The sequence below is a fragment of the Pseudomonas bharatica genome (assembly GCF_048586865.1).
Taxonomy (GTDB): domain Bacteria; phylum Pseudomonadota; class Gammaproteobacteria; order Pseudomonadales; family Pseudomonadaceae; genus Aquipseudomonas; species Aquipseudomonas bharatica.
Genome location: NZ_JBMAWR010000037.1, coordinates 1 through 26679, shown reverse-complemented (window position 1 = coordinate 26679; position 26679 = coordinate 1). Strand labels below are relative to the sequence as shown.

Genomic DNA, 26679 nt, shown 5'->3' with positions numbered 1-26679 from the left:
GCAGACAGGGATTTCACGGAGTCAAGCAGCTCTTGCACGTTGGGATCTCCAGTCAGGCGAGCAGGTTGTCGATTTCCTCTGCACTAAGACGTTTGAGGGCCTCCAGCGATTTAGTCAGTTCGTCCTGGGCATGATCGACCTGCCCCTGTTTCGCCGCGACCACGGCGCACAGGTCCTGCAGGGTGCTCTTCTCGAACAGCTCGCGCAGGGCGATTTCGCAGTGCAACTGCTCGCGGATGCGCACCAGCATCTGCACCGCCAGCAGCGAATGGCCGCCCAGTTCGAAGAAGTTGTCGGTCAGGCCGACCCTTTCGACCTGCAGGACTTCAGCCCAGATGGATGCAAGCTGATGCTCCAGTTCGCTGACCGGGGCCACATACGCGCCCTGCAGATTGGCCGCATCGGGTTTCGGTAGAGCCTTGCGGTCCAGCTTGCCGTTGGCGGTCAGCGGGAAGGCGTCCAGCAGGACCAGATGGGTCGGGACCATGTAGTCCGGCAGGTTGGCTTTCAGGTGAGCCTTCAGGGTTTCGCGCAGGTCGCCCTGATCCGGGTTGGTCGGGATCAGGTAGGCCGCCAGTTGCTGGCCTGCCGGGCCATCGACCGCCAGCACTACCACCTCGCGTACGCCCTCATGCTCTTGCAGCCGCGCCTCGATCTCACCCAGCTCGATACGGAAGCCGCGGATCTTCACCTGGTGGTCGATGCGGCCGGCGTACTCGATCACGCCTGCTTCGCGGAAGCGGGCAAGGTCACCGGTGCGGTACAGGCGGCTGCCGTCTTTCGCGAACGGGTTGGGCACGAAGCGTTCGGCAGTCAGGGCGGCGCGGTTGTGGTAGCCACGCGCCAGGCCGGCATGGCCGACATGCAGCTCGCCGCAGACGCCGGCTGCCACCGGGTTGAAGTCGGTGTCCAGCACGTACATCGACAGGTCCGGGATCGCTTCACCGATCGGGCTGACTTCGGCCTGTACCAGGTCTGCCTTGGTGATCGGACGATAAGTCACATGCACCGTGGTTTCGGTGATGCCGTACATGTTGATCAAACGCGGCTGCTGGTCACCAAAGCGGTCGAACCAAGGTTGCAGGCTGCCCACGTCCAGCGCTTCGCCACCGAACACTACGTAGCGCAGGCTCAATGGCTCGGTTGCAACGCGGACCAGTTGCTTGAAGGCCGACGGGGTCTGGTTGAGCACCGTGACCTTTTCATCCACCAGCAACTGGTTGAAGTCTTCCGGCGAACGGGTGACCTCACGCGGTACCACCACCAGACGCCCACCGTGCATCAGCGCGCCGAAGATTTCCCACACTGAGAAGTCGAAAGCGTAGGAATGGAACAGCGTCCACACGTCTTTCTCGTCAAAGCCGAACCAGTCCTCGGTCGCTTCGAACAGACGCAGGACATTCTGGTGCGGCAGCAGCGCGCCCTTCGGCTTGCCGGTGGAACCGGAGGTGTAGATCACGTACGCCAGGTTATCCGGCGAGGTCAGGTTGACCGGGTTCTGGTCGCTATAACCCTCGAAAGAGCCCAGCAGATCGGCCTGGGTCAGCAACAGCTTGATACCGCTGTCTGCCTGCATGTAGTCGAGACGGTCCTGTGGATACTCCGGGTCCAGCGGCACATAGGCGCCACCAGCCTTGAGAATGCCGAGGATACCGACCAGCATTTCCAGGCTGCGCTCGACCGAAAGCCCCACCAGCACATCCGGCCCCACGCCCTGCTCGCGCAGCTTGTGCGCCAACTGGTTGGCCCGGCTGTTCAGCTGTGCATAAGTCAGCTGCTCACCGCCAAAGCTCACGGCCACCGCTTCCGGTACCCGCGCTGCCTGGGCCTCGATGCGCTGGTGAATGCACTGCTCGCTCGGGAAGGCCGCCACTTCCTGGCCCGCCACCGAAGGCAGAGCCAGTTCACCCAGCGCCGCCTGCGGATCCACCACCAGCGCGCGCAGCAGATGGTCGAAATGCTCCACCAGCCGCGCCATGGCGTCCTCACTGAAACGCTGGCGATCGAAGTTGAAGCGCACACCCAGCGCATCGCCGGCCGAGACGATCAGGGTCAGCGGATAGTGGGTCTGCTCCAGGTTGATCACGCTGCCGAACTTCAGGTCGTCCGGCGCCGCCTGTTGCAGCGCCTCGGACACCGGATAGTTCTCGAACACCAGGATAGTGTCGAAGAGGGCCTCGCCGCCCTGCCCGGCCCAGCGCTGGATGTCATAGAGCGGCGTGTGCTCGTGCTCGCGCAAGGCCAGGTTGAGGGTCTGCACCTGCTGCACGAAGTCCGCCACGCGCTGCTCCGGGCGCGGGCTGCCGACCACCGGCAGGGTGTTGATGAACAGGCCGAGTTGTTCCTCGATCCCCGCCAGTTCCGCCGGACGCCCGGATACCGTGGCGCCGAAGGTCACGCTGGACTGCCCGGTATAGCGTTGCAGCAGCAACAGCCACGCCGCCTGGATCAGGGTGTTGAGGGTAACCCGCTGTTCGCGGGCGAATTCGTTGAGCTTGCGGGTTTCGGCCTGGTCCAGCGCGTAATGCCGGTCGGTATAACCCAGGGCCGTGGTGGTCGACCTGAGTACCTGGACCAACCGGGTCGGCTCGTCCAGCACCGCCAGTTGCCCGCTCCAGAAACGCTGGCTGAGCGCCGCATCCTGGCGTTGCAGCCACTCGATATAGTCGCGATAGCGCGCGCCGCTCTGCGCCGGCACTTCACCGTGGTAACGCTGCAACACCTCGCCGAGCAGGCGCGAGTTGCTCCAGCCGTCCATCAGGATGTGGTGGCTGGTGTAGACCAGGTGATGGCTGTCTTCGCCGGTGCGCAGCAGGGTCAGGCGCAGCAGGGCTTCCTGCTCCAGGTCGAAGCCGCGCTGGCGGTCGCCATCGGCCCAGGCCTTGATCGCCGCCGCGGAGTGGTCACGCCCGCGCCAGTCCTGTTCGGCAAAGGTCGCAACGACCTGGCGACGGATCACTTGCAACGGCTGCTGCATATCGCTGATGAAGCTGGCACGCAGCACTTCGTGCTGGTCGATCAGCGCCTGCCAGGCCGCCTTGAAGCGCGGCACATCGAGGCCACGGACATCGACGCGCAACTGGTTGATGTAGTTGCCCGCCTCCTTTTCATAGAGGCTGTGGAACAGCATGCCCTGCTGCATCGGCGACAGCGGATAGACATCGGCGATCTCGGCGATGGCGATCGGCAAGCGGTCGATCTGCGCCTGCTCCAGCCGCGCCAGCGGGAAGTCCGACGGCGTGGCCCCGGCCACTCCGGCGCCCAGGCAATGGGCGGTCAGTTGGCGCAGTTCCTCGCCATAACGCTTGGCCAGGTCCTGCATCAGCGCCGGCTCGAAGGCTTCGGTGCTGAAACGCCAGTTCAGCTCCAGCTCGCCGCCATAGACCTGGCCGCTGATGCTGAGCAGGCTGTCCAGCGGCGCCTCGGCGCTGTGCATGTCGCCACGGCTTTCGCCGGCGGGGACGAACAGGGCGTCCTCGGCAGCAAAGCTGCCGTCGAACTGGCCAAGGTAGTTGAACACGATATTGCCCTTGGCCAGGGCCGCCAGGCTGCGGCGGGCCTCGTCGCTGCCGAGGTAGCGCAGCACGCCGTAGCCGATGCCCTTGTTGGGGATCGCGCGCAGTTGTTCCTTGATGGTCTTCAGCGAGCCGGCCAGATCCGCCTGGGGGCTGAGCTTCACCGGGTAGATGCTGGTGAACCAGCCGAGGGTCCGGGTGATGTCCAGTTCGTCGAACAGGTCCTCGCGGCCATGGCCCTCCAGCTTGATCAGCGCCGAGTCCTGCCCGGTCCACTGGCAGATGACCCGGGCCAGGGCGGTCAGCAGCAGGTCGTTGATCTGCGTGCGGTAGGCCGCCGGGGCGTCCTGCAGCAACTGGCGGGTGGTGTCGCGGTCGAGACGGGTGGACACGCTGGTGATCTGGCGGCTGGTCAGCGGGCCGCGAGCATGATGCGGCAACGCATCGCTGACGCCCTCCAGTTGCGCCTGCCAGTAACCCAGCTCCTGCTCCAGCGCTGGGCTGCGGGCATAGTCGCGCAGGCGCTCGCCCCAGTGCTTGAAGGCACTGGTCTTGCGCGGCAGGGTCACGGGCTTGCCATCGACCAGAGCGCTGTACGCCTGTTGCAAGTCCTCCAGGAGGATGCGCCAGGACACGCCGTCCACCACCAGGTGGTGGATCACCAGCAGCAGGCGCTGCGAGCCGTCCGGCAGGTCGGCCAGCAAGGCGCGCAGCAGATGGCCCTGTTGCAGGTCGAGGCTGCGCTGGGCCTGTTGCACCAAAGGCTCCAACTCGTCGGCGCGGTTCAGCCGGCGCTGCCAGAGCAGCGCGGCATCGTGACGGGCGCCATGGCGGGCCTGCCAGACGCCGTTATCTTCAACGAAAGCCAGGCGCAGCGCATCGTGTTGCACCAGCAGCGCGCGCAGGGCGTGTTCCAGTGCATTGGCATCAAGCGCGCGGGACGGCTGCAACAGCACCGCCTGATTGAAGTGATGGCGCTGCGGCATGTCGCCGTCGAAGAACCAGTGCTGCACCGGCGTCAGCGGGGCGATGCCCTCGACCGCGCCCTGCTCGATGCTGGTGGCTTCGGCCAGCCGCGCCACCGCCGCCAGGCTCTGCACGGTCTGGCGCTGGAACAGGTCCTTCGGGGTGAAGAAGATTCCGGCATGACGGGCGCGGCTGACCACCTGGATGGAGATGATCGAATCGCCGCCCAGCTCGAAGAAGTTGTCGCTCAGGCCGACCTTTTCCACCTTGAGCACATCGGCCCAGATCGCCGCCAGTTGCTGTTCCAGGGCGCTCTGCGGCGCCACGTAGGCGGCTTGCAGGTTGGCCGCATCGGGTTTCGGCAGGGCCTTGCGGTCCAGTTTGCCGTTGGCGGTCAGCGGGAAGGATTCCAGCTGGATCAGGTGGGTCGGGACCATGTAGTCCGGCAGGTTGGCTTTCAGATGGGTCTTCAGGGTCTCGCGCAGGTCGGCCTGATCCGGGTTGGCGGGGATCAGATAGGCCGCCAGTTGCTGGCCCGCCGGGCCATCCACCGCCAGCACCACCACCTCGCGCACGCCTTCATGCTCCTGAAGCCGCGCCTCGATCTCACCCAGTTCGATACGGAAACCGCGGATCTTCACCTGATGGTCGATACGGCCGGCGTACTCGATCACGCCTGCTTTGCGGAAGCGGGCAAGGTCACCGGTGCGGTACAGGCGGCTGCCGTCTTTCGCGAACGGGTTGGGCACGAAGCGTTCGGCGGTGAGGGCGGCGCGGTTGTGGTAGCCACGCGCCAGACCGGCGTGGCCGACATGCAGTTCGCCGCAGACGCCGGTTGCCACCGGGTTGACGTCGGAGTCCAGCACGTACATCGACAGGTCCGGGATCGCTTCACCGATCGGGCTGACTTCGGCCTGCACCAGGTCCACCCTGGTAATCGGTCGATAGGTCACGTGCACCGTGGTTTCGGTGATGCCGTACATGTTGATCAAACGCGGCTGCTGGTCACCGAAACGGTCGAACCAAGGTTGCAGGCTGCCCACATCCAACGCTTCGCCGCCAAACACTACGTAGCGCAGGCTCAATGGCTCGGTTGCAACGCGGACCAGTTGCTTGAAGGCCGAAGGCGTCTGGTTCAGTACCGTGACCTTTTCGTCCACCAGCAACCGGTTGAAGTCCTCCGGCGAACGGGTCACCTCACGCGGTACCACCACCAGACGGCCACCATGCATCAGCGCACCGAAGATCTCCCACACGGAGAAGTCGAAGGCGTACGAGTGGAACAGCGTCCACACGTCTTTCTCGTCGAAGCCGAACCAGTCCTCGGTCGCTTCGAACAAACGCAGGACGTTGTGATGCGGCAACAGCGCGCCCTTCGGCTTGCCGGTGGAACCGGAGGTGTAGATCACGTAGGCCAGGTTGTCCGGCGAGGTCAGGTTGACCGGGTTCTGCTCGCTGTAGCCCTCGAACGAACCCTGCAGATCCGCCTGGGTCAGCAACAGCTTGATACCGCTGTCTGCCTGCATGTAGTCGAGACGGTCCTGTGGATACTCAGGGTCCAGCGGCACATAGGCGCCACCAGCCTTGAGAATACCCAGTACACCAACCAGCATTTCCAGGCTGCGTTCAACGGACAAGCCCACCAGCACATCCGGCCCCACGCCCTGCTCGCGCAGCTTGTGCGCCAACTGGTTGGCCCGGCTGTTCAGTTGTGCATAAGTCAGCTGCTCACCGCCAAAACTCACGGCCACCGCTTCCGGCACCCGCGCCGCCTGGGCCTCGATGCGCTGGTGAATGCACTGCTCGCTCGGGAAGACAGCTACTTCCTGGTCCACCACCGAAGGCAGAGCCAGTTCGCCCAGCGCCGCCTGCGGATTGGCCACCAGCGCGCGCAGCAGATGGTCCAGATGCGCGGCCAGTTGCACCACCGCCGTATCGGCGAAGAAACGCCGGTCATGGCTCAGGCGCATGGACAGTGTGGTGCCGGCGTTGATTACCAGGGTCAACGGATAGTGGGACTGCTCGCGGTTGACCAGCGCACCGAATTCCAGCCCTTGCGGCGCGGTCTGTTGCAGCGCCTCGGACACCGGGTAGTTCTCGAACACCAGGATAGTGTCGAACAGCGCTTCGCCGCCCTGCCCGGCCCAGCGCTGGATCTCGTTGAGCGGCGTGTGTTCGTGCTCGCGCAGGGCGACGTTCAGCTCTTGCACCTGTTGCACGAACTGCGCCACCGACTGCTCGGAACGCGGGCTGCCCACCACCGGCAGGGTGTTGATGAACAGGCCGAGCTGTTCCTCGATGCCCGGCAGGTCCGCCGGACGCCCGGCTACGGTGGCGCCGAAGGTCACGCTGGACTGCCCGGTATAGCGTTGCAACAGCAACAGCCACGCGGCCTGGACCAGGGTGTTGAGGGTAACCCGCTGCTCGCGGGCGAACTCGCCGAGGCGCTGGGTCAGGGCCGCATCCAGTACGTGTGACTGCTCGCCGTAGCCCGTGCCGGCAACACCGGACCTGAACGCCTGGACCAGCCGGGTCGGTTCGTCCAGGTGTTGCAGGTGCTGCTTCCAGAACTGCTGGCTGGCGCTGCCGTCCTGGCGTTGCAGCCACTCGATGTAGTCGCGATAGCGCGCGCCCTGGCCGGCAATGTCCTTGCCGCTGTAGCGCTGCAGCACCTCGCCGAGCATGCGCGAGCTGCTCCAGCCATCCATCAGGATATGATGGCAGGTGTAGACCAGTTGATAACGCTGCTCACCGGTACGCGCCAGCGCCAGGCGCAGCAGCGGCCCGCGGCTCAGGTCGAAGCCAGCTTCGCGCTCGCCGGCCGCCCAGGCATCGAGCCAGGCTTGCTGGTCGGCCTGGCCACGGGCATCGACTTCGCTGAAGGGGACTTCGACCTGACGCAGCACCACCTGCAACGGCTGCTCCAGCTCGCTGACGAACACGCTGCGCAGCACATCGTGCTGGTCCACCACCGCCTGCCAGGCCGCCCGGAAACGGGCGACATCGAGGCCATTGACCTCGACCCGCAGCTGGTTGATGTAGTTGCCGGCCTCCTGCTCGTAGAGGGTGTGGAACAGCATGCCCTGCTGCATCGGCGCCAGCGGGTAGATGTCCTGGATAGTGCCGGCGGGCACCGGCAGGCCATCCAGTTCGGCCTGGGTCAGGCTCACCAGCGGGAAGTCCGACGGCGTGATGCCGGCCACTGCCGGTGTGGTGCAGTGCTCCACCAGCAGGCGCAGTTCGGCCGCATAGTCATCCGCCAGGCGCTGCACGGTCTCGCGCTCGAACACCGCGCTGCTGAAGCTCCAGCCCAGGTCCAGCTCGCCGCCGTACACCTGGCCGTTGATACTCAGCAGCGCGGCCAGTGGCGCGGCGAAGTCCTGGCCGTCGCCGGCGCTTTCGCCGGACGGCGCGAACAGCGCGTCCTCGGCGGTGAAGCTGCCGTCGAACTGGCCCAGGTAGTTGAAGACGATAGTGCCCTGGGCCAGGGCGCCCAGGGCCTCGCGGGCGGCGTCGTTGCCCAGGTGACGGAGCACGCCGTAGCCGATGCCTTTGTTGGGAATGGCACGCAGTTGTTCCTTGATCGCCTTGAGCGAAGCCTCCAGCGACGCCGCCGGGGTCAGGCGCACCGGGAACAGGGTGCTGAACCAGCCGACGGTACGGCTCAGGTCGATATCCTCGAACAGGTCCTCGCGACCATGGCCTTCGAGGCGGATCAGCGCATGGGCCTGCCCGCTCCAGCGGCAGATGACCCGGGCCAGGGCGGTCAGCAGCAGGTCGTTGATCTGCGTGCGGTAGGCCGCCGGGGCGTCTTGCAGCAGGCGCCGGGTCAGCTCGGCATCCAGGTGGGTGCTGACCGACACGGCATGGCGGCGCTCCTGGCTGCCGTCGGGATGGTCACACGGCAGCTCGTCACTGACCCCGCGCAACTGCGCCTGCCAGTACTCCAGTTCCTGCTCCAGCGCCGGACTTACCGCATAGTCGTGCAACTGGCCGGTCCAGGCTTTCAGCGAGCTGGTCTTGGCTGGCAACTCGATGGCCTTGCCCGCCATCAGGGCGGCGCAGGCCTGTTGCAGGTCTTCCAGCAGCACGCGCCAGGACACGCCATCCACCACCAGGTGATGGATCACCAGCAGCAGACGCTGTTCACCGTCGGCAAGGTTGATGAGCACGGCGCGCAGCAGCGGCCCATCGGCCAGGTTCAGGCTGCGCTGGGCCTCGTTGGCCAGCTCGCGCAGGTCGGCGCCCTCGGCCAGCTCACGGACCCACAGCACGCCAGCGCTGCTGGCCGGGGCGAAGCTGGCCTGCCAGCCGGCGGACTGCTGCCGGAAACTCAGGCGCAGGGCATCGTGCTGCTCGATCAGCGCGTGCAGGGCCGGCTGCAAATGGGCGGCATCGAGGCGCACGGTGGGCTTGAGCATCACCGCCTGGTTCCAGTGCTGGCGCTCGGGGATGGCGGTGTCGAAGAAGCGCGCCTGGATCGGCAGCAGCGGCAGGCGTCCGCTGATCTGTGCCGGGGCCGGGGCAGCAGCCTTCTTCTCGATCAGTTTGGCGACGGTGGCCAACTGGCCGATGGTCTGTTTCTCGAACAGCTGCTTGGGGCTCAGCTTGATGCCCTGGCGCTTGGCCCGGGCGATGATCTGCAGGCTGAGGATCGAGTCGCCACCCAGTTCGAAGAAGTTGTCGGTGCTGCCCACCTGCTCCAGCTTGAGCACGTCACACCAGATGGCCGCGAGCTTTTCCTCGATATCGCCGCTGGGTGCCACGTAACGCTGCTTGACCGCGCCCGGCCTGGGCAGGGCACGCTTGTCCAGCTTGCCGTTGGCGGTCAGCGGCAGGCGCTCCAGCAGCAGGATCTGCGCCGGTACCAGGTATTCCGGCAGGCTTGCCGCGAGTTGCTGGCGCAGGGCTTCGGCTTGCAGGGTGACGCCGCTGGCCGGGACGCAGTAGCCCACCAGTTGCAGGCGCGTTTCATCGCTGTCCTGCGGCAAGGCCAGGACCACCGCCTCGGCCACGCCGTCGAGGCCTTGCAACAGATGGCCGACTTCGCCCGGTTCGACCCGGTAACCGCGGATCTTCACCTGGTCGTCGGCGCGGCCCAGGTATTCCAGCACGCCGTTCACCAGACGCGCACGGTCGCCGGCGCGATAACGGCGCTGGCCGTTTGCCGCCGGGACGAAGCGCTCGGCGGTCAGCGCCGGCTGCCCCAGATACCCCTGGGCCAGGCCCGCGCCACCGAGATACAGCTCGCCGGCAACCCCTTCGGCCACCGGGTTGAGCCAGGCATCCAGCACCTGCGCGCTGCCGTTCGCCAGCGGCTGGCCAACTGGCACGCTGCGCCAGCCGTCGAGGCGCTCGCCCGCTTCGTGGGTGAGGATTCCCACGGTGGTTTCGGTCGGGCCGTAGTGGTTGAGCACACGGCAGTCCTTCAGCCCGCGGATCTGTTCCAGCAGGCTCCAGCTGCTGGCTTCGCCACCGAGCACCAGCAGCTCGCGCGGCAGCACATCCGCCGCCTTCGCTGCCTGCAACAAGCCTTGCAGATGGCTCGGCACGATCTTCAGCACATCGATGCGGTGTTCGGCCATGTAGGCGGCGAAACGGTCCGGATCGAAGGCGTGCTCATGGGACAGCAGGTGCAGCGCACGGCCGGACGCCAGCGCGCCGAACAGCATGGTGTGGCCGAGGTCGGCGGCGATGGTCGAGACCATGGCCAGGCTGGCGTCGGCGCTCAGGTCCAGGCGTTCCAGCACGGCCTGTACATAGTTGCTCAGCGCGCCATGGCTGATCACCACGCCCTTCGGCTGACCGGTGGAGCCGGAGGTGTAGATGATGTAGGCCGGTTGTTCGGCATGGATGCGCACGGCGGGCGCGCGGGTATCGCGTTCGGCCCACAGCGACGGATTCCAGTTCAGCGCCGGGCAGCCCAGGTTCATTTCAGCACCCTGGATCAGCAGCACCGCGCCACTGTCACGCACCAGCTGGCGCAGGCGCTCCTGCGGCTGGCGGCTGTCCAGCGGCAGGTACACCGCCCCCAGCTTGAGCACCGCCAGCAGGCTGACCACCCATTCGATGCCGCGCTCCTGACACAGCGCCACGACCTGCCCGGCCTCGACGCCCTGCCCTTGCAGGTAATGGGCAAGCTGGTTGGACTGCGCCTCCAGTTGCCCGTAGTCGAGGGTCTGCTCGCCAGCGCGCAGGGCCAGCTTGCCGTGGCCGGCTTGCAGGCCTTGCTGCCATAGGGAAATGAAGTCGCCACCGATCAGCGCCGGGGCCTGCGGTGTCGCCAGTTGCGGCGCCTGCTCGGGGAAGGCCAGCAGCGGCTCGGCAACATGGGCCACGAGGTGTTCCAGCACGCGGCGCAGCGACCCGGCGATACGCTCGATGGTCGCGACCTCGAACAGGTCGGTGGCATAGGTGAAGTAGCCGCGCACGCCGTCCGGACCGTCGACGAAGTCATAGGCCAGGTCGAAGCGCGCATCGCTGGAGCCGGAAGCGTACTTCTCCACGCTCAGGCCATCGACACCCCGCTCGGCCTCGCTACCGTCCTCGGCCACGAGCACCTGCTGGTTGATCTTGAACTGGAACAGCGGGTTATGGCCGAGGTTGCGCTCCGGCGCCAGGGCGTCCACCAGATGCTCGAAGGGCAGCTCCTGATGGGACTGGGCGCCACTGACCACCTGCTTGACCTGCTCCAGCAGGGCGGCGAAGGTCTGCCGCTCGTCCACCTGCACACGCAGGACCTGAGTGTTGATGAAGAAGCCGATCAAGCCTTCCAGCTCGGCGCGGGTACGCCCGGCATTCGGTGCGCCGATACGGATGTCCGCCTGGCCGCTGTAGCGCGACAGCACCACCGACATGGCCGCCAGGGTCAGCATGAACAGGGTCACGCCGTTATTGCGCGCCACCTGCTTGAGCTGCTCCGACAACTGCGCCGGCAGATCGGCGCGCAGCACGCCCCCCCGGTAACTCGGTTGCAGCGGGCGCTCGTGATCCAGCGGCAGGCTCAGCACCGGCTGCTCGTCGCCCAGCTGTTCCTTCCAGTACGCCAGCTGGCGCTCGCCCTCGCCGGCTTCCAGCCAGGCGCGCTGCCAGATCGCATAGTCGGCGTACTGGATCGCCAGTTCCGGCAAGGGCGCCGGTTGCCCGCTCGACTGCGCCTGGTAGAGCTGGACGAACTCGCGCACCAGCAACTGCCCGGACCAGCCATCCGACACCACATGGTGCATGCACAGGGTCAGCACATGCTCGCTGGCAGCGAGGCGGAACAGCCTGACCCGCAGCAGCCGGTCACCCAGCAGGTCGAACGGCGCCTGCAATTCGGCCTCGACCAGGGCGGCCAGGCGGCTCTCGTCGGTAACCTCGAGCATCTCCAGCGCCACCGGCACCCGGTCGAGGATTTCCTGATGGAACTCGCCTTCCACGGAGACGAAACGGGTGCGCAGGGTTTCATGGCGCTGTACCAGCTGCTCCAGCGCACGGCCCAGCGCCGCCTGGTCCAGCGGGCCGTTCAGGCGCACCGCCATGGGCACGTTGTAGGCGCTGTTGTCCGGCTCCATCTGCCACAGGAACAGCATGCGCTGCTGGGCGTAGGACAGCGGGATGCGCGGAGTATCGGTGCGGGTCACGGCAATCGGCAGGAGACGGAAGCTCTGCCCGGTCTCGCGCATCTTGTCGAGGATCTGCCGGCGCTGCTCCAGGGGCAGGCCGACGAAACGTTTGGCAATGCGCTGTGCGGTCGTCTTGTCCATCTCAGGCTCCTGCCATTTCGTTCATCAGTTTTTCGATATCGGACAGGCCGTCCTCGGTCAGCGACAGGCCGCTGTCGGCGATTGCCTGGATAAAGTCGTTCAATTGCGGTTTCTCGAAGATAAGGCGCAGCGGTACGTCGATACCGAGGCCGGAATGAATACGGGAAACGAGCTGGGCGGCGAGCAGCGAATGCCCGCCCAGTTCGAAGAAGTCGTCGGTCAGGCCCACGCGCTCGACCTTGAGCACCTCGGCCCAGATCGCCGCGACCTGCTGCTCCTGCTCGCTGACCGGCGCCACATAGGCGCGCTGCACCAGGCTGGCATCGGGCTTGGGCAGGGCCTTGCGGTCGAGCTTGCCGTTGGGGGTCTGGGGCATCCTGTCCAGCCAGGTGAAGTGGCTGGGCACCATATAGTCCGGCAGGCCGGCTTTCAGGTGCGCCTTGAGGGCGCTGCGCAGTTCCGGGCTGTCCTGCTCCGCGACCAGGTACGCCGCCAGCTGGTTATCGATATCGATCACCACGGCTTCACGCACCGCCGGGTGCTCCAGCAAACGCGCTTCGATTTCGCCCAGTTCGATGCGGAAACCGCGGATCTTCACCTGATGGTCGAGTCGGCCGACGTATTCGATCACACCGTCGGCCCGGTAGCGGGCCACGTCGCCGGTGCGGTACAGACGGCCGCCCGTGCTGGAAAACGGATCCGGCACGAAGCGCTCGGCGGTCAAGGCCGGACGCTGGTGGTAACCACGGGCCAGGCCGTCGCCACCGATCAGCAGTTCACCGCGGGCGCCGACCGGCAGCACGTCGAGGTCGTCGCTGACGATATGCAGCGTGGTATTGGCCAGTGGCTTGCCCAGCCAGACATCGTCGGCGCGGGTCAGGTAATGCCGGGCCGACCAGATGGTGGTCTCGGTCGGGCCATAGACGTTCCACACATGCCCGGCCTGGTCGATCAGGCGCTGGGCCAGCTCGGCGCCCAGGGCTTCGCCGCCGCAGAGGATGGTCTTGCCCTTCAGTGCATCGGCTGGTGCGGCATCGAGGATCATCCGCCAACTGGACGGCGTGGCCTGGATCACGCTGGCCTGCTGCTCGGCGATCACCTGCAACAGGGCCTGCGGGTCCTTGTTCTGGTGCGGCTTGAGCAAGACCACCGCAGCACCGCGGATCAGCGGCAGGTACAGTTCCAGGCCGGCGATATCGAAGGACAGTGAGGTCAGCGACAGTACCCGGTCAGCCGCCGTCAGCCCCGGCTTGTCGGCCATGCTGAAGAGGAAGTTGACCAGGGCCTGATGGTGGATGGTCACGCCCTTCGGCAGGCCGGTGGAGCCCGAGGTGTAGATCACGTAGGCGAGGTTGTCCGGGCCGGCAGTCGCGGGCAGGTCGTCGCTGGCGTAGGCGTCCAGCCAGTTGCCGTGCTGGTCCACGCACAGGGTCTGCACGCCGGTCGGGATGCTCAGTTGCCCAGCCAGCGAAGACTGGCTCAACAGCAGCTTCAAGCCGCTGTCCTGCATCATGTAGCTCAGGCGATCCGCCGGGAAATCCGGATCCAGCGGCACATAGGCGCCACCGGCCTTGAGGATCGCCAGCAGGCTGACGACCATCTGCGGACCACGCTCCAGCGCCACGCCCACCAGCACATCCGGACCAACGCCCAGTTCACGCAGCTTGTGCGCCAGCCGGTTGGCATAGGCGTTCAGTTGCGCGTAGCTCAGCGAGGCATCGGCGCTGACCAGTGCGACGGCATCCGGGGTCGCCCGTACCTGGGCTTCGATCAACGCCGGCAGGCATTGCTCGCGTGGGTAGTCGAGCTGGCTCTGGTTCCACTCCACCAGGATCTGCCGACGTTCCTCGGCGTCCAGCAACGGCAGCTCGGCGATGCGCTGGTCGGCGTCGATGCAGATGCCTTTCAGCAGCGTGCACCAATGCTTCGCCAGACGCTCGATGGTCGAGGCATCGAACAGCGCCGTGGCGTAGCTCAGTTCCGCTTCCAGGCCGGCGGCATGCTCGACGGTATTCAGGGTCAGGTCGAACTGCGCCGACTGGCTGTCGGCAGCCAGCACTTCGACGCTCAGGCCCGGCAGTTGACGCGCCGCGCCCCGAGCTTCGGCCTGGTGGTTGAACATCACCTGGAACAGCGGGCTGTGGCTCAGGCTGCGCTGCGGTTGCAGGGCTTCCACCAGTTGCTCGAAGGGCAGCTCCTGATGGGCCTGTGCTTGCAGGGCGGTATGCCTGACCTGTTGCAGCAACTGGCTGAAGGTGGTGTCGGCAGCGAACTCGGCCTTGAGCACCTGGGTGTTGACGAAGAAGCCGATCAGCCTTTCGGTTTCCGCGCGGGTGCGGTTGGCGACGGGCACGCCGACACGGATATCGTGCTGTCCGCTGTGGCGCTGCAACAGGGTCTGGAACGAGGCCAGCAGGAGCATGAACAGGGTCACGCCCTGCTCCCGCGCCACGGCCTTGAGCCCGTCCACCAAGGCTGAATCCAGGGCGACAGGGCAGCGGGCACCGGCCAGTTGCTGGATCGCCGGGCGCGGACGGTCGGTCGGCAGTTCCAGCACCGGCTGTTCACCGCCCAGTTGGGCAGTCCAGTAGGCGAGCTGGCGTTGCTGCTCGCCGGCTTCCATCCACTGGCGCTGCCACAGGGCATAGTCGGCGTACTGGAACGGCAAGGGATCAAGGGCGATATCGCGGCCCTGGCTGAAGCCTGCGTAGAAACGCACCAGCTCGTCGACCATGATCGGCATCGACCAGCCATCGGAAACACTGTGGTGCTGGGTCAGCACCAGCACATGCCGGTTTTCGTCCAGGTGCAGCAGCTTGACCCGCAGCAACGGCCCCTGCTGCAGATCGAACGGCCGGCGCACCTCGGCGGCGATGCTGGCGTCCAGGGTTTCGCCCGGGGCCAGTGTTTCCACTGCCAGCACGAACGGCGTCGCCGGATGGATCACCTGCACCCCGCGCTCGCCGTCCTGGCGGAAGGTGGTGCGCAGGGTTTCATGGCGGGCGACCAGGGCGGCGAAGCTGGACTCCAACGCTTCGATATCCAGTTCGCCGTCCAGGCGCAGGGCCACCGGGATGTTGTAGGCGGCACTCCCGGGCTCGAGTTGCCAGAGGAACCACTGGCGCTGCTGGGCGTAGGACAGCGCCAGCGGCTGGCTGCGGTCGGCGCGGACGAAGGCCGGGGCACGGCTGGCCTCGCCCTGCCCGACCAACGCGGCGAAGGCGGCCAGGTCGGCGGCTTCGAAGAGGTTGCGCAGGGTCGGTTCCAGGTTCAGTTGCTGGCGCACGCGGGAGATGACCTGGGTCGCCAGCAGCGAATGGCCGCCCAGCTCGAAGAAGTTGTCGCTCAGGCCTACCCTTTCGACTTGCAGGACATCCGCCCAGATGGATGCAAGCTGCTGCTCCAGTTCGCTGACCGGGGCCACATACGCGCCTTGCAGGTTGGCCGCATCGGGTTTCGGCAGGGCCTTGCGGTCCAGCTTGCCGTTGGCGGTCAGCGGGAAGCTCTCCAGCAGGACCAGATGGGTCGGGACCATGTAGTCCGGGAGGTTGGCCTTCAGGTGAGCCTTCAGGGTCTCGCGCAGGTCGGCCTGATCCGGGTTGGCGGGGATCAGATAGGCCGCCAGTTGCTGGCCCGCCGGGCCATCCACCGCCAGCACCACCACCTCGCGCACGCCTTCATGCTCCTGCAGCCGCGCTTCGATCTCGCCCAGCTCGATACGGAAACCGCGGATCTTCACCTGATGGTCGATACGGCCGGCGTACTCGATCACACCGGCTTCACGGAAGCGGGCAAGGTCACCGGTGCGGTACAGGCGGCTGCCGTCTTTCGCGAACGGGTTGGGCACGAAACGCTCGGCAGTGAGCGCAGCACGGTTGTGGTAACCGCGAGCGAGACCGGCATGGCCGACATGCAGCTCGCCGCAGACGCCGGTTGCCACCGGGTTGAAGTCGGTGTCCAGCACGTACATCGACAGGTCGGAGATGGCCTCACCGATCGGGCTGACTTCGGCCTGTACCAGGTCCGCCCTGGTGATTGGACGATAAGTCACATGCACCGTGGTTTCGGTAATGCCGTACATGTTGATCAAACGCGGCTGCTGATCGCCGAAACGCTCAAACCACGGTTGCAGACTGGTCACGTCCAATGCTTCGCCGCCGAACACCACATAGCGCAGGCTCAGTGGCTCGGTTGCAACGCGAGCCAGTTGCTTGAACGCCGATGGCGTCTGGTTCAGCACCGTGACCTCTTCGTCCACCAGCAACTGGTTGAACTCTTCCGGCGAACGGGTCACCTCACGCGGCACGACCACCAGGCGACCGCCATGCATCAGCGCACCGAAGATTTCCCATACAGAGAAGTCGAAGGCGTAGGAATGGAACAGGGTCCAGACATCTTGCTCGTCAAAGCCGAACCACTCATCCGTGGCCTCGAACAGGCGCAGGACATTCCGGTGCGGCAACAGCGCGCCCTTCGGCTTGCCGGTCGAACCGGAGGTGTAGATGACGTAGGCCAGGTTGTCCGGCGAGGTCAGGTTCACCGGATTCTGGTCGCTGTAGCCCTCGAAGGAGCCCAGCAGATCAGCCTGGGTCAGCAGCAGCTTGATGCCGCTGTCCTGCGTCATATAGTCGAGACGGTCCTGTGGATAATCCGGGTCCAGCGGCACGTAGGCACCGCCGGCCTTGAGAATGCCGAGGATGCCGACCAGCATTTCCAGACTGCGCTCGACCGAAAGCCCGACCAGCACGTCCGGCCCAACGCCCTGCTCGCGCAGCTTGTGCGCCAACTGGTTCGCCCGACCGTTCAGCTGTGCATAAGTCAGCTGCTCGCCGCCAAAGCTCACGGCCACCGCTTCCGGTACCCGCGCCGCCTGGGCCTCGATGCGCTGGTGAAGGCACTGCTCGCCCGGGAAGGCCGCCAGCTCCAGGCTCACAGTCACTGGCAACACCAGCTCACCCAGCGCACGCGCCGGGTCCTCGATCAGCGCCGCCAGCAGATGATTGAAATGCGCCGCCAGTTGCTCGACCGCCCGCACGCCAAAGGCGCTGCGGTCATGGCTGATGCGCAGCGACAGGCGCTCGCCGGTATTCACCACCAGGGTCAGCGGGTAATGGGTCTGCTCCTGGCTGCGCACCTCGCCGAAGCGCAGCCCGTCCGGCGCCGCCTGTTGCAGCGCCTCGGACACCGGGTAGTTCTCGAACACCAGGATCGAGTCGAACAGCGCCTCGCCGCTCCAGCCGGCCCAGCGTTGCACCTCGTACAGTGGCGTGTGTTCGAACTCGCGCAGGGCGACGTTCAGCCCTTGCACGTGCTGCACGAACGCCGCCACGGACTGTTCGCAACGCGGGCTCGCTAGCACCGGCAGGGTGTTGATGAACAGGCCGAGCTGCTCCTCGATCCCGACCAGCTCGGTGGGCCGTCCGGCCACGGTGGCGCCGAAGGTGACGCTGGACTGCCCGGTATAGCGTTGCAGCAGCAACAGCCACGCGGCCTGCACCAGGGTGTTCAGGGTGACCCGCTGCTCGCGGGCGAACTCGCCCAGGCGCCGGCTCAGCCCGGCGTCCAGATCCTCCCGGTATTCGCCATAGCCTTCGCCGTCCGCCGCGCCCTTGAGGGCCTGGGCCAGACGGGTCGGCGCGTCGAACGCGGCCAGTTGCTCCAGCCAGAAACGCTGGGCAGCCCCGGCATCCTGGCCTTGCAGCCAGTGGATGTAGTCGCGGTACTGGCCAACCTGGCGCGCCGGCACCTGCCCGGCATAGCGCTGCAGCACTTCGCCGAGCATGCGCGAGCTGCTCCAACCGTCCATCAGGATATGGTGGCTGGTGTAGATCAGCTCGTGACGGTCATCCTCGGTACGGATCAGCGCCACACGCAGCAGCGGGCCGCGGGCCAGCTCGAACCCCTTGTCGCGCTCCAGGCGCGCCCAGTCGTCGAGCCAGCCGTCCAGGTCGGCGCGCCCGCGGGCATCGATCTCCACGAAAGGCAGCTCGACCCGGCGCTGCACCACCTGCACCGGGTGGTCGGCATCACTGACGAAGCCGCTGCGCAGCACCGGATGCTGGTCCAGCAGCGCCTGCCAGGCCTGGTGCAGGCGGGCCGCCTCGAGCCCGCTGACACTGACCCGCAACTGGTTGATGTAGTTGCCGGCCTCCTTGGCGAACAGGCTGTGGAACAGCATGCCTTGTTGCATCGGCGCCAGCGGGTAGATGTCCTCGATGGTCGCGGCGGCTTGCGGCAGGCGGTCCAGTTGCGCCTGGTCCAGCCCGGCCAGCGGGAAGTCCGACGGGGTCACGCCGTGGTTGCCTGCCTGGCAATGGCGGATCAGCTCGGCCAGTGCCTGTTCATAGGCACGGGCCAGCGCCTCGATGGTGTCCGCGCGATACATCTCGCGGCTGTAGGTCCAGTCCAGGCGCAGCTGGCCATCGAAGACCTGGCCGTTGACGCTCAGCCAGTTGCCCAGCGGGCCTTGCGGGCACAAGGGCTGGCCGCTGCTTTCGCCGGCCAGGACGAAGGTTCCCTGCTCCCGGTCGAAACTGCCGTCGAACTGGCCCAGGTAGTTGAACGTCACCCGCGGCTGCGGCAGGGCCGCCAGCCGGTGGGCGAAATCGCCGTCGCCAAGGTAGCGCAGCACGCCGAAGCCGATGCCCTTGCCCGGTACGCTACGCAGTTGCTCCTTGATCGCGCAGATCGAGGCACCGACATGCGCCGCCGGGGCCAGGCGCACCGGGAACAGGCTGCTGAACCAGCCGACGGTACGGCTGAGGTCGATATCCTCGAACAGGTCTTCGCGACCATGGCCTTCCAGCTGGACCAGCACCGACGGCTGCCCGCTCCACCGGCACAGCACCTGGGCCAGGGCGGTCAGCAGCAGGTCGTTGACCTGGGTGCGATAGGCCGCCGGGGCAACCTTGAGCAGTTGCGTGGTCAGTTCCTCGTCGAGGGTCGAGGCGGCATGGGCCGCGGTTTCGATGCGCAGGCTGCCGTGGGGATTGTCCTGCGGCAGAGCGCCATCGGCGCCGTCGAGCAGGCCATGCCAGTAGTCGCGCTCGGCTTCCAGCGCCGGGCTGTTGGCCCAGGCGTGCAGTTTTTCCGCCCAGGCCTTGTATGAACTGGTCTTGGCCGGCAGGGCCGCGCCGGCCAGGGCCTGTTGCAGGTCTTCCAGCAGCACGCGCCAGGACACGCCATCCACCACCAGGTGATGGATCACCAGCAGCAGGCGCTGCTCGCCCTCGGGCAGGTCCACCAGTACGGCGCGCAGCAGCGGGCCGTTCTTCAGGTCGAGGCTGCGCTGGGCCTGGTCGGCCAGCGCTTGCAAGGCTTCAAGGTTCGCCAGTTCGCGGGTCCACAGCACCTCGGTGCTGTTCAGCGGGGCGAACACCGCCTGCCAGCCCGAGTACTGCCGGGCGAAGTTCAGGCGCAGGGCATCGTGCTGTTCCAGCAGCGTATGCAAGGCCTTGTGCAGCGTGGCGCTGTCCAGCTTGCGGGTCGGCTTGAGCAGCACCGACTGGTTCCAGTGCTGGCGCTCGGGAATATCGGTTTCGAAGAAGCGTGCCTGGATCGGCAGCAACGGCAGGTTGCCGGTGACCTGCTCGACCACCGGGGCCGCAGCCTTCTTCTCGATGAGTTTGGCGACCGTGGCCAGTTGGCCAATGGTCTGCTTCTCGAACAGTTGCTTGGGATTGAGCTTGATCCCTTGGCGCTTGGCCCGGGCAATGATCTGCAGGCTGAGGATCGAGTCGCCGCCCAGTTCGAAGAAGTTATCGGTGCTGCCGACCTGCTCCAGCTTGAGTACCTCGCGCCAGATGGCCGCAAGCGTTTCCTCGATCTCGCCCTGCGGGGCGACATAACGCTGCTGCACTGCGCCCGGCCTGGGCAGGGCACGCTTGTCCAGCTTGCCGTTGGCAGTCAGCGGCAACTGCTCCAGCAGCACGATCTGCGCCGGCACCATGTATTCGGGCAACACGTGAGCCAGTTGCTGGCGCAAGGTTTCGCCGGTGACGCCCTCGGCCACCACCCATGCCAGCAGTTGCAGGCGGCTGGCGTCGTCATCCTGCGGCACGGCCAGGACCACCGCCTGCTGCACCCTGCCTTGCAGGACCCGGGCGACTTCCGCCGGCTCCACGCGATAACCGCGGATCTTCACCTGGTCGTCGGCACGGCCGATGAATTCCAGTTGGCCCTGGCGGTTGCGGCGTACCCGGTCGCCACTGCGGTACAGGCGCGCACCGGCCGGCCCATGGGGATCCGGCACGAAGCGTTCGGCGGTCAGCGCCGGCTGGCCGAGATAGCCCTCGGCAAGGCTGGCGCCGCCGATATACAGCTCGCCGGGCACGCGCTCGGCCACGGTGTTGAAGACATCGTCCAGCACCCGCACCACGGCACCTGGCAGCGCCTCGCCCACCGGCACCACCTGCGGCACATCGCCGAGAATTTCATGGGTCAGCACGCCGACCGTGGTTTCGCTCGGACCGTAGTGGTTGACCACGCGGCACTGCGGACGCAGCGCGCGCACCCGCTCCACCAGCCCGGCCGGGCAGGCTTCGCCACCGACGATCAGCAGGTGCCGTGGCAGCACATCGGCCGGCCGCGCCGCCTGGAGCAGCGCAGCAAGATGGCCGGGAACGATCTTCAGCACGCCCACCTGGTGGGTCGCCATATAGTCGGCGAAGGCATCCGGGTCGAAGCCCAGGACCTCGGGCAGCACATGCAGGGTGCGACCGGCACACAGCGCGCCGAACAGCACGGTATGGCCGAGGTCGGCGGCGATGGTCGAGGCCAGCGCCATGCTCGCGCCCGGCGCCGGTTGCAGGCGCTCCAGCAGGCCGCGCACATAGCTGGCCAGCGCCGCATGGCTGACCAGCACGCCCTTGGGCTGGCCGGTGGAGCCGGAGGTGTGGATCACGTAGGCCGGGGACTGCCCGTGCAAGGTGATGGCCGGCGCGGTCGCCGGTTGCTGCTGCCACAGCGCCGGTTGCCAGGCGATATCGACGGGCACGTCCAGGCGCTGGTCGCCTTCGGCACGCAGCACGGCCTTGGCACCGGCACGCGCCAGCATCTGTTGCAGGCGTTCGTCCGGCGCCTTCACATCCAGGGGCATGTACACCGCGCCGGCCTTGAGGATCGCCAGCAACGCGGTCAGCCACGGCAGCGAGCGCTCCATCAGCACCGCCACCGGCTGGCCCTGGCCCACGCCCAGTTGCAGCAGATGGTGGGCCAGGCGGTTGGCGGCCTGGTCCAGTTCGCGGAAGGTCAGGCTGTCGCCCAGGCAGCGGGCGGCGATGGCCTCGGGTTGCCGGGCGACATTGGCTTGCCACTGGGCGAGAACGGAAGGCGCAGTGTCCAGTGCCGGGGCTGGCGCGACGTGCGGCAGCGCGGCAAGGCGATACAGCGGGGCCTGCGGTGCCGCCAGCAGGGCTTCGAACAGATCTAGCAGTTGCGGGATAAAGGCCTCGACGGTAGCGCGCTGGTAGAGGTCGCTGGCGTAGGCGATATCGCCATGGATCAGCTGGCCGTCATCGGTGATATCCAGGGCCAGGTCGAAATGCGCGCCCTCGCGGTGCATCGGGTATTCGCTGACGTCCAGCCCCGGCAGCTTCAGCGACAGTTCCTGCTTGAGCACCACGTTCTGGTTGAACTTGGCCTGGAACAGCGGGTTATGGCCGAGGCTGCGCTCCGGCGCCAGCTGGTCCACCAGTTGCTCGAAGGGTACATCCTGGTGGGCCTGGGCCTCGAACGAGGTCTCGCGGATCTGCGCCAGCAGGTCGAGATAGCTCAGGCGCTCGTCCACCTGGCAGCGCAGCACCTGGGTGTTGATGAAGAAGCCGATCAGCCCTTCGGTCTCGCTGCGGCCACGGTTGGCATTGGGCACGCCGATACGGATATCGCGTTGCCCGGACTGACGCGACAGGAATAGCGAGAAGCCGGCCAGCACCAGCATGAACAGGCTCAGGCCCTGGCTGCGGGCGAAAGCATTGAGGCGTTGCGAGAGCTCGCCGCCGAAATCGAATTTCAGGTGCTCGCCACGGAAACTCTGCACCGGAGGGCGGGGGAAATCCTGGGCTGCTTCCAGCAGCGGCTGCTCGTCGCCCAACTGACGGCGCCAGTACTCCAGTTGCCGCTCGCCCTCCCCGGCCTCCAGCCACTGGCGCTGCCAGATGGCGTAGTCGGCATATTGCAGCGCCAGTGCCGGCAGCTCCGGCTCGCGGCCTTGGGCAAAGGCCTGATAGCTCTGGGCGAACTCCTTGACCATCACCTCCATCGACCAGCCATCGGAAACGATATGGTGCATGCACACCACCAGTACCTGCTCATCCTCGCTCAACCGGAACAGGCTGGCGCGCAGCAGCGGGCCCTTGAGCAGGTCGAAGGGCCGCGCGATGAACTCGCCGGCCAGGCGAGACAGTTCGGCATCGTCCTTGACCTCGACGCGTTGCAGGTCGAGCGCCAGCGCCGGGAGGATCACCTGGCGCGGCTGCTCGCCGTCGGTGCTGAACACCGTGCGCAGCACTTCATGGCGCTGCAGCAGGTAGTCGAAGGAGCGCTGCAGGGCCTGCTCGTCCAGTCGCCCGCGCAAGCGCAGGGCAGTACTCATCTTGTAGGCGTCGCTGGTCGGATCGAGCTGCCAGAGGAACAGCAGGCGTTGCTGGGCGTAGGACAGCGGGATCGCAGCGACGTCGTGGCGGCTTTCGACAATGGGCAGCAGGCTGAAATCCTTGCCGTCGGCGCGCAGTTTGGCGAGGAACTGACGGCGCTGATCGAGCGACAGACCGACAAAGCGTTTGGCAATACGTGCAGTGGTGGTCCCGCTCATGCTTCGGTTTCCTCCAGTGTATCCATGAACTGGTCCATGTCGTCCCAGTCGTCTTCATTCGTCGTGGTGCCCAGCGCGGCAACGGCGGCGGCCAGCTCGCCCAGCAGCGGCTTTTCGAACAGGGTGCGCAGCGGCAGGCTGACGCCCAGGTGCTTCTTGATCCGCGCGACCATCTGCGCGGCCAGCAGGGAATGCCCGCCCAGTTCGAAGAAGCTGTCGTCAAGGCCAACCCGCTCGATCTTCAGCACCTCGGCCCAGATCGCGGCGAGCTGCTGCTCCACCTCGCTGACCGGCGCCACATAGCGCGCCAGGGCCTGGCTGGCGTCCGGCTGCGGCAGGGCCTTGCGGTCGAGCTTGCCGTTGGGGGTCAGAGGCATGGCGTCGAGGGGGATGAAGAAGGTCGGGACCATGTAGTCCGGCAGATGGGCCTTGAGCGCGGCCTTGAGCTGGTCGGCATCGACCGCTTCGCGGCTGACCAGATAGGCGGCAAGCTGCTTGCCCTGTGGCCCGTCGATATCGAGCACCACGGTTTCGCGGATCGCCGGATGCTCCAGCAGGCGCGCTTCGATCTCGCCCAGTTCGATGCGGTAGCCGCGGATCTTTACCTGGTGGTCGGCACGGCCGACGTATTCCAGCACGCCATCGGCACGGCGCAGGGCCAGGTCGCCGGTACGGTACAGGCGCTCGCCCGGGGCGCCGAACGGGTTGGGAACGAAGACAGGAACGGTTCGGCGGGTGTCGCCGACATAGCCGCGGCCGACGCCGGTACCGGCGACGCACAGCTCGCCTACGGCGCCGATAGGGACCAGTTCCAGTGCATCGTCCAGCAGGTAGATCAGGTTGTTGTCGGTCGGGGTACCGATGGGCAGGTAGGTGCTTTCGGTGGACGCCAGATCGACGCGGAAGAAGGCCACATCGTCCGAGCACTCGGCGGGACCATAGGCATTCACCAGACCGATCTGTGGATAACGCAGCAGCCACTGGCGCGCCAGTTCCGGCGGCATGGCTTCGCCGGTCGGCAGCATCCAGCGCAGGCCGTCCAGGCTGACCCGTTCTTCGGCCAGCAGGCCCTGGATCAGCGACGGCACGCTTTCCAGCACGCTGATGCCTTGCTGCTGAACGTGCGCCAGCAGTGCTTGTGGATCACGGGCGATGTCGTTCGGCACGATATCCACCCGGGCCCCGAACAGCGGTGCGGCGAGGAACTGCCAGACCGAAATGTCGAAGCTCTGCGAGGCGGTCTGGGCGATCACGTCCTTGTCGCTCAGGTCGAGGTACGGGACCTTGCTCAGCTGGTTGTTGAGCATGCCGCGCTGCTCGACCATCACGCCTTTCGGCAGGCCGGTGGAGCCGGAAGTGAAGATCACGTAGGCCAGGTTGTCCGGGCTGCTGTAGCGACCGGGATTGGTGGTTTCGGTACTTTGCTGGACCTGTTCCCAGACCAGCAGTTGCACCGCTTCATTGCCGAGCAGCAGCTCACGGGCCTGGGCTTCGCAGGCGGCGCTGCACACCAGCACCGGCGCCCTGCTCTGCCCGATCACGCCGCTCAGGCGCTGGTTCGGCAGCGCCGGGTCCAACGGCAGGTAACCTGCGCCGGCCTTGAAGCTGCCAATAATCATGCCCAGCAGATCCGGGCCGCGCTCGGCCAAAAGGGCGATCGGCTGGTCGAAGCCGGCGCCCGCCGTGATCAGGGCATGGCCCAGGCGGTTGGCGGCCTCGTTGAGTGCTTGGTAGCTGATCCGGTCGGCCAGATGGCTGACGGCAATCCGCTCGGGATGGGCCGCAACCCGCTCCTCGAACTGCACCACATAACTGCGCTCCAGCGGATACTCGCGGGCGCTCTGGTTGACGCCGCGGGTCAGGAACTCGCGCTCATCGTCACCCAGCAGCGGCAGCGCATCGACCCGCGCCTGCGGGTTGGCGCAGATCCCGCGCAGCAGCGTGCGCCAGTGCCCGGCCATGCGTTGCACGGTGGCTTCGTCGAACAGATCGGTAGCGTAGGTGAAGGAGGCTTTCAGTTGTTCACCTTCGCCGCTGGTTTCCAGCATCAGGTCGCTGCCGGCGGCCTGCGGGCGCTGGTCCTCGCCCAGTTGCTCCGCGGTCAGCCCGGTCACGTTCAGGCCACAGGCGAGTTGGCGGCTCTCGATGGCATTGACCAGCGGACGGTGGTTGAACATCACCTGGAACAGCGGATTGCGGTTCTGGCTGCGCGGGATCTGCAAGCCATCGACGATGGCATCGAAGGACAGCTCCTGATGCGCCTGGGCACCCAGGGCGGTCTGGCGCACGGCCTGCAGCAACTGGTCGAAACGGGTGTCGCCGGTCACTTCGGTACGCAGCACCTGGGTATTGACGAAGAAGCCGATCAGGCCTTCGGTTTCGCTGCGGGTCCGGTTGGCGATCAGCCCGCCGACACGGATATCGCGCTGGCCGCTGTAGCGGTGCAGCAAAGCCTTGAACGACGCCAGCAGGACCACGAACAGGGTCACGCCCTGCTGCTGGGCCAGGCCCTGGAGGTTTTTCAGCAGGCCGCTGTCGAGGTCGATCGGCAGGCACTTGCCCTGCTGGCTCGGCAGCAGCGGATGGGGACGGTCGATAGGCAGTTCCAGCAGGGGATGCTCGTCGCCCAGGTGCGCGCGCCAATACTCCAGCTGCCGCGCCTGCTCGCCGGCTTCCAGCCAGGCGCGCTGCCACAGGGCGTAGTCACGGTACTGGACCGGCAGCGGCGCCAGCTCCAGTGGCTGGCCGGTGACCAGCGCGTCGTAGCAGGCCAGGCACTCGTCGATCAGCACCCCCATGGACCAACCGTCGGTGATGATGTGGTGCAGGGTCAGCAGCAGAACGTGTTGCTCGGCGGCGAGGCGCAGCACACGGACGCGCAGCAGCGGGCCCTGTTGCAGATCGAAGGGCATCAGGGCCTGGGTCGCCATCTCTTCGCGGGCGGCAGTCCACTGCTGTGCCTCGGGCAGTGCGCTCAGGTCGCGCAGGCCGATATCCACCTGGCCAGTTTCGGCGACCCGTTGCAAGGCCTCTTCGCCCTCCTGAAAGAAGGTGGTGCGCAGGCTTTCATGGCGCTCGATCAACTGGTTGAACGCGCGCTCCAGGGCAGCCAGGTCGAAGGGCCCATTCAAGCACACCGAGACCGGCAGGTTATAGGCCGCGCCCTGCGGATCGAACTGCCAGAGGAACCACATGCGTTGCTGGGCATGGGACAGGCCATCGCGCTCGGCGAGCCCGGCGCAGGACGGAATCGGAAACTGGGCGAAGTCCACCTCTTCCCGACGCAGCGCGTCAAGGAACAGGCTGCGCCTGGCGGCAGGCAACTCGACGAAACGGCGGGCGAGTGTCCGGGCTTGTTCGGCATTCATGCGGTGGGTCCTTGCTGATCGGCGTGACCGTGGTTTGGTCGTATCAACAAGAACGAACTGGGAGGGAAATATTTAGCAAGGATTGGGGATTGGGGGATGGGTGGGGATCTAGCGAGAAACGGGATGCGACGCCTGCAAACGTACGGATGTTTCACCACCCCAGTTAAGACTTTTCCTATATACCCGTAGCTGGCCGGTCTTCAGCATCACTGCGGAATTGATTCCCTTGGAAATCGACACAGCTCAAACGCTTCGTCGTCAACCTGATTCAC

The 26679-nt window shown here is 66.4% G+C and carries 3 protein-coding genes; all 3 read right to left on the bottom strand.

Annotation, left to right across the window (positions count from 1 at the left end):
- Positions 1-52 precede the first annotated feature (52 nt).
- The 3 genes from ACKLLE_RS26005 to ACKLLE_RS25995 are packed head-to-tail and all read right to left on the bottom strand — an operon-like array spanning position 53 to position 26407.
- Entirely contained in the window at positions 53-12229 is a 12177-nt protein-coding gene (locus ACKLLE_RS26005) for a non-ribosomal peptide synthetase (RefSeq protein ID WP_420059454.1), read from the bottom strand.
- Between the two features lies 1 nt (position 12230).
- The gene (locus tag ACKLLE_RS26000; RefSeq protein WP_420059453.1) at positions 12231-23039 is read right to left on the bottom strand and encodes an amino acid adenylation domain-containing protein; all 10809 of its coding nucleotides are present in this window, start codon (positions 23037-23039) and stop codon (positions 12231-12233) included.
- Positions 23036-26407 (bottom strand): amino acid adenylation domain-containing protein, encoded by a 3372-nt coding sequence (locus ACKLLE_RS25995; protein WP_420059452.1) that lies wholly within the window; start codon positions 26405-26407, stop codon positions 23036-23038. Before ACKLLE_RS25995 ends, ACKLLE_RS26000 begins: the two co-directional genes overlap by 4 nt.
- Positions 26408-26679: the final 272 nt, after the last annotated feature.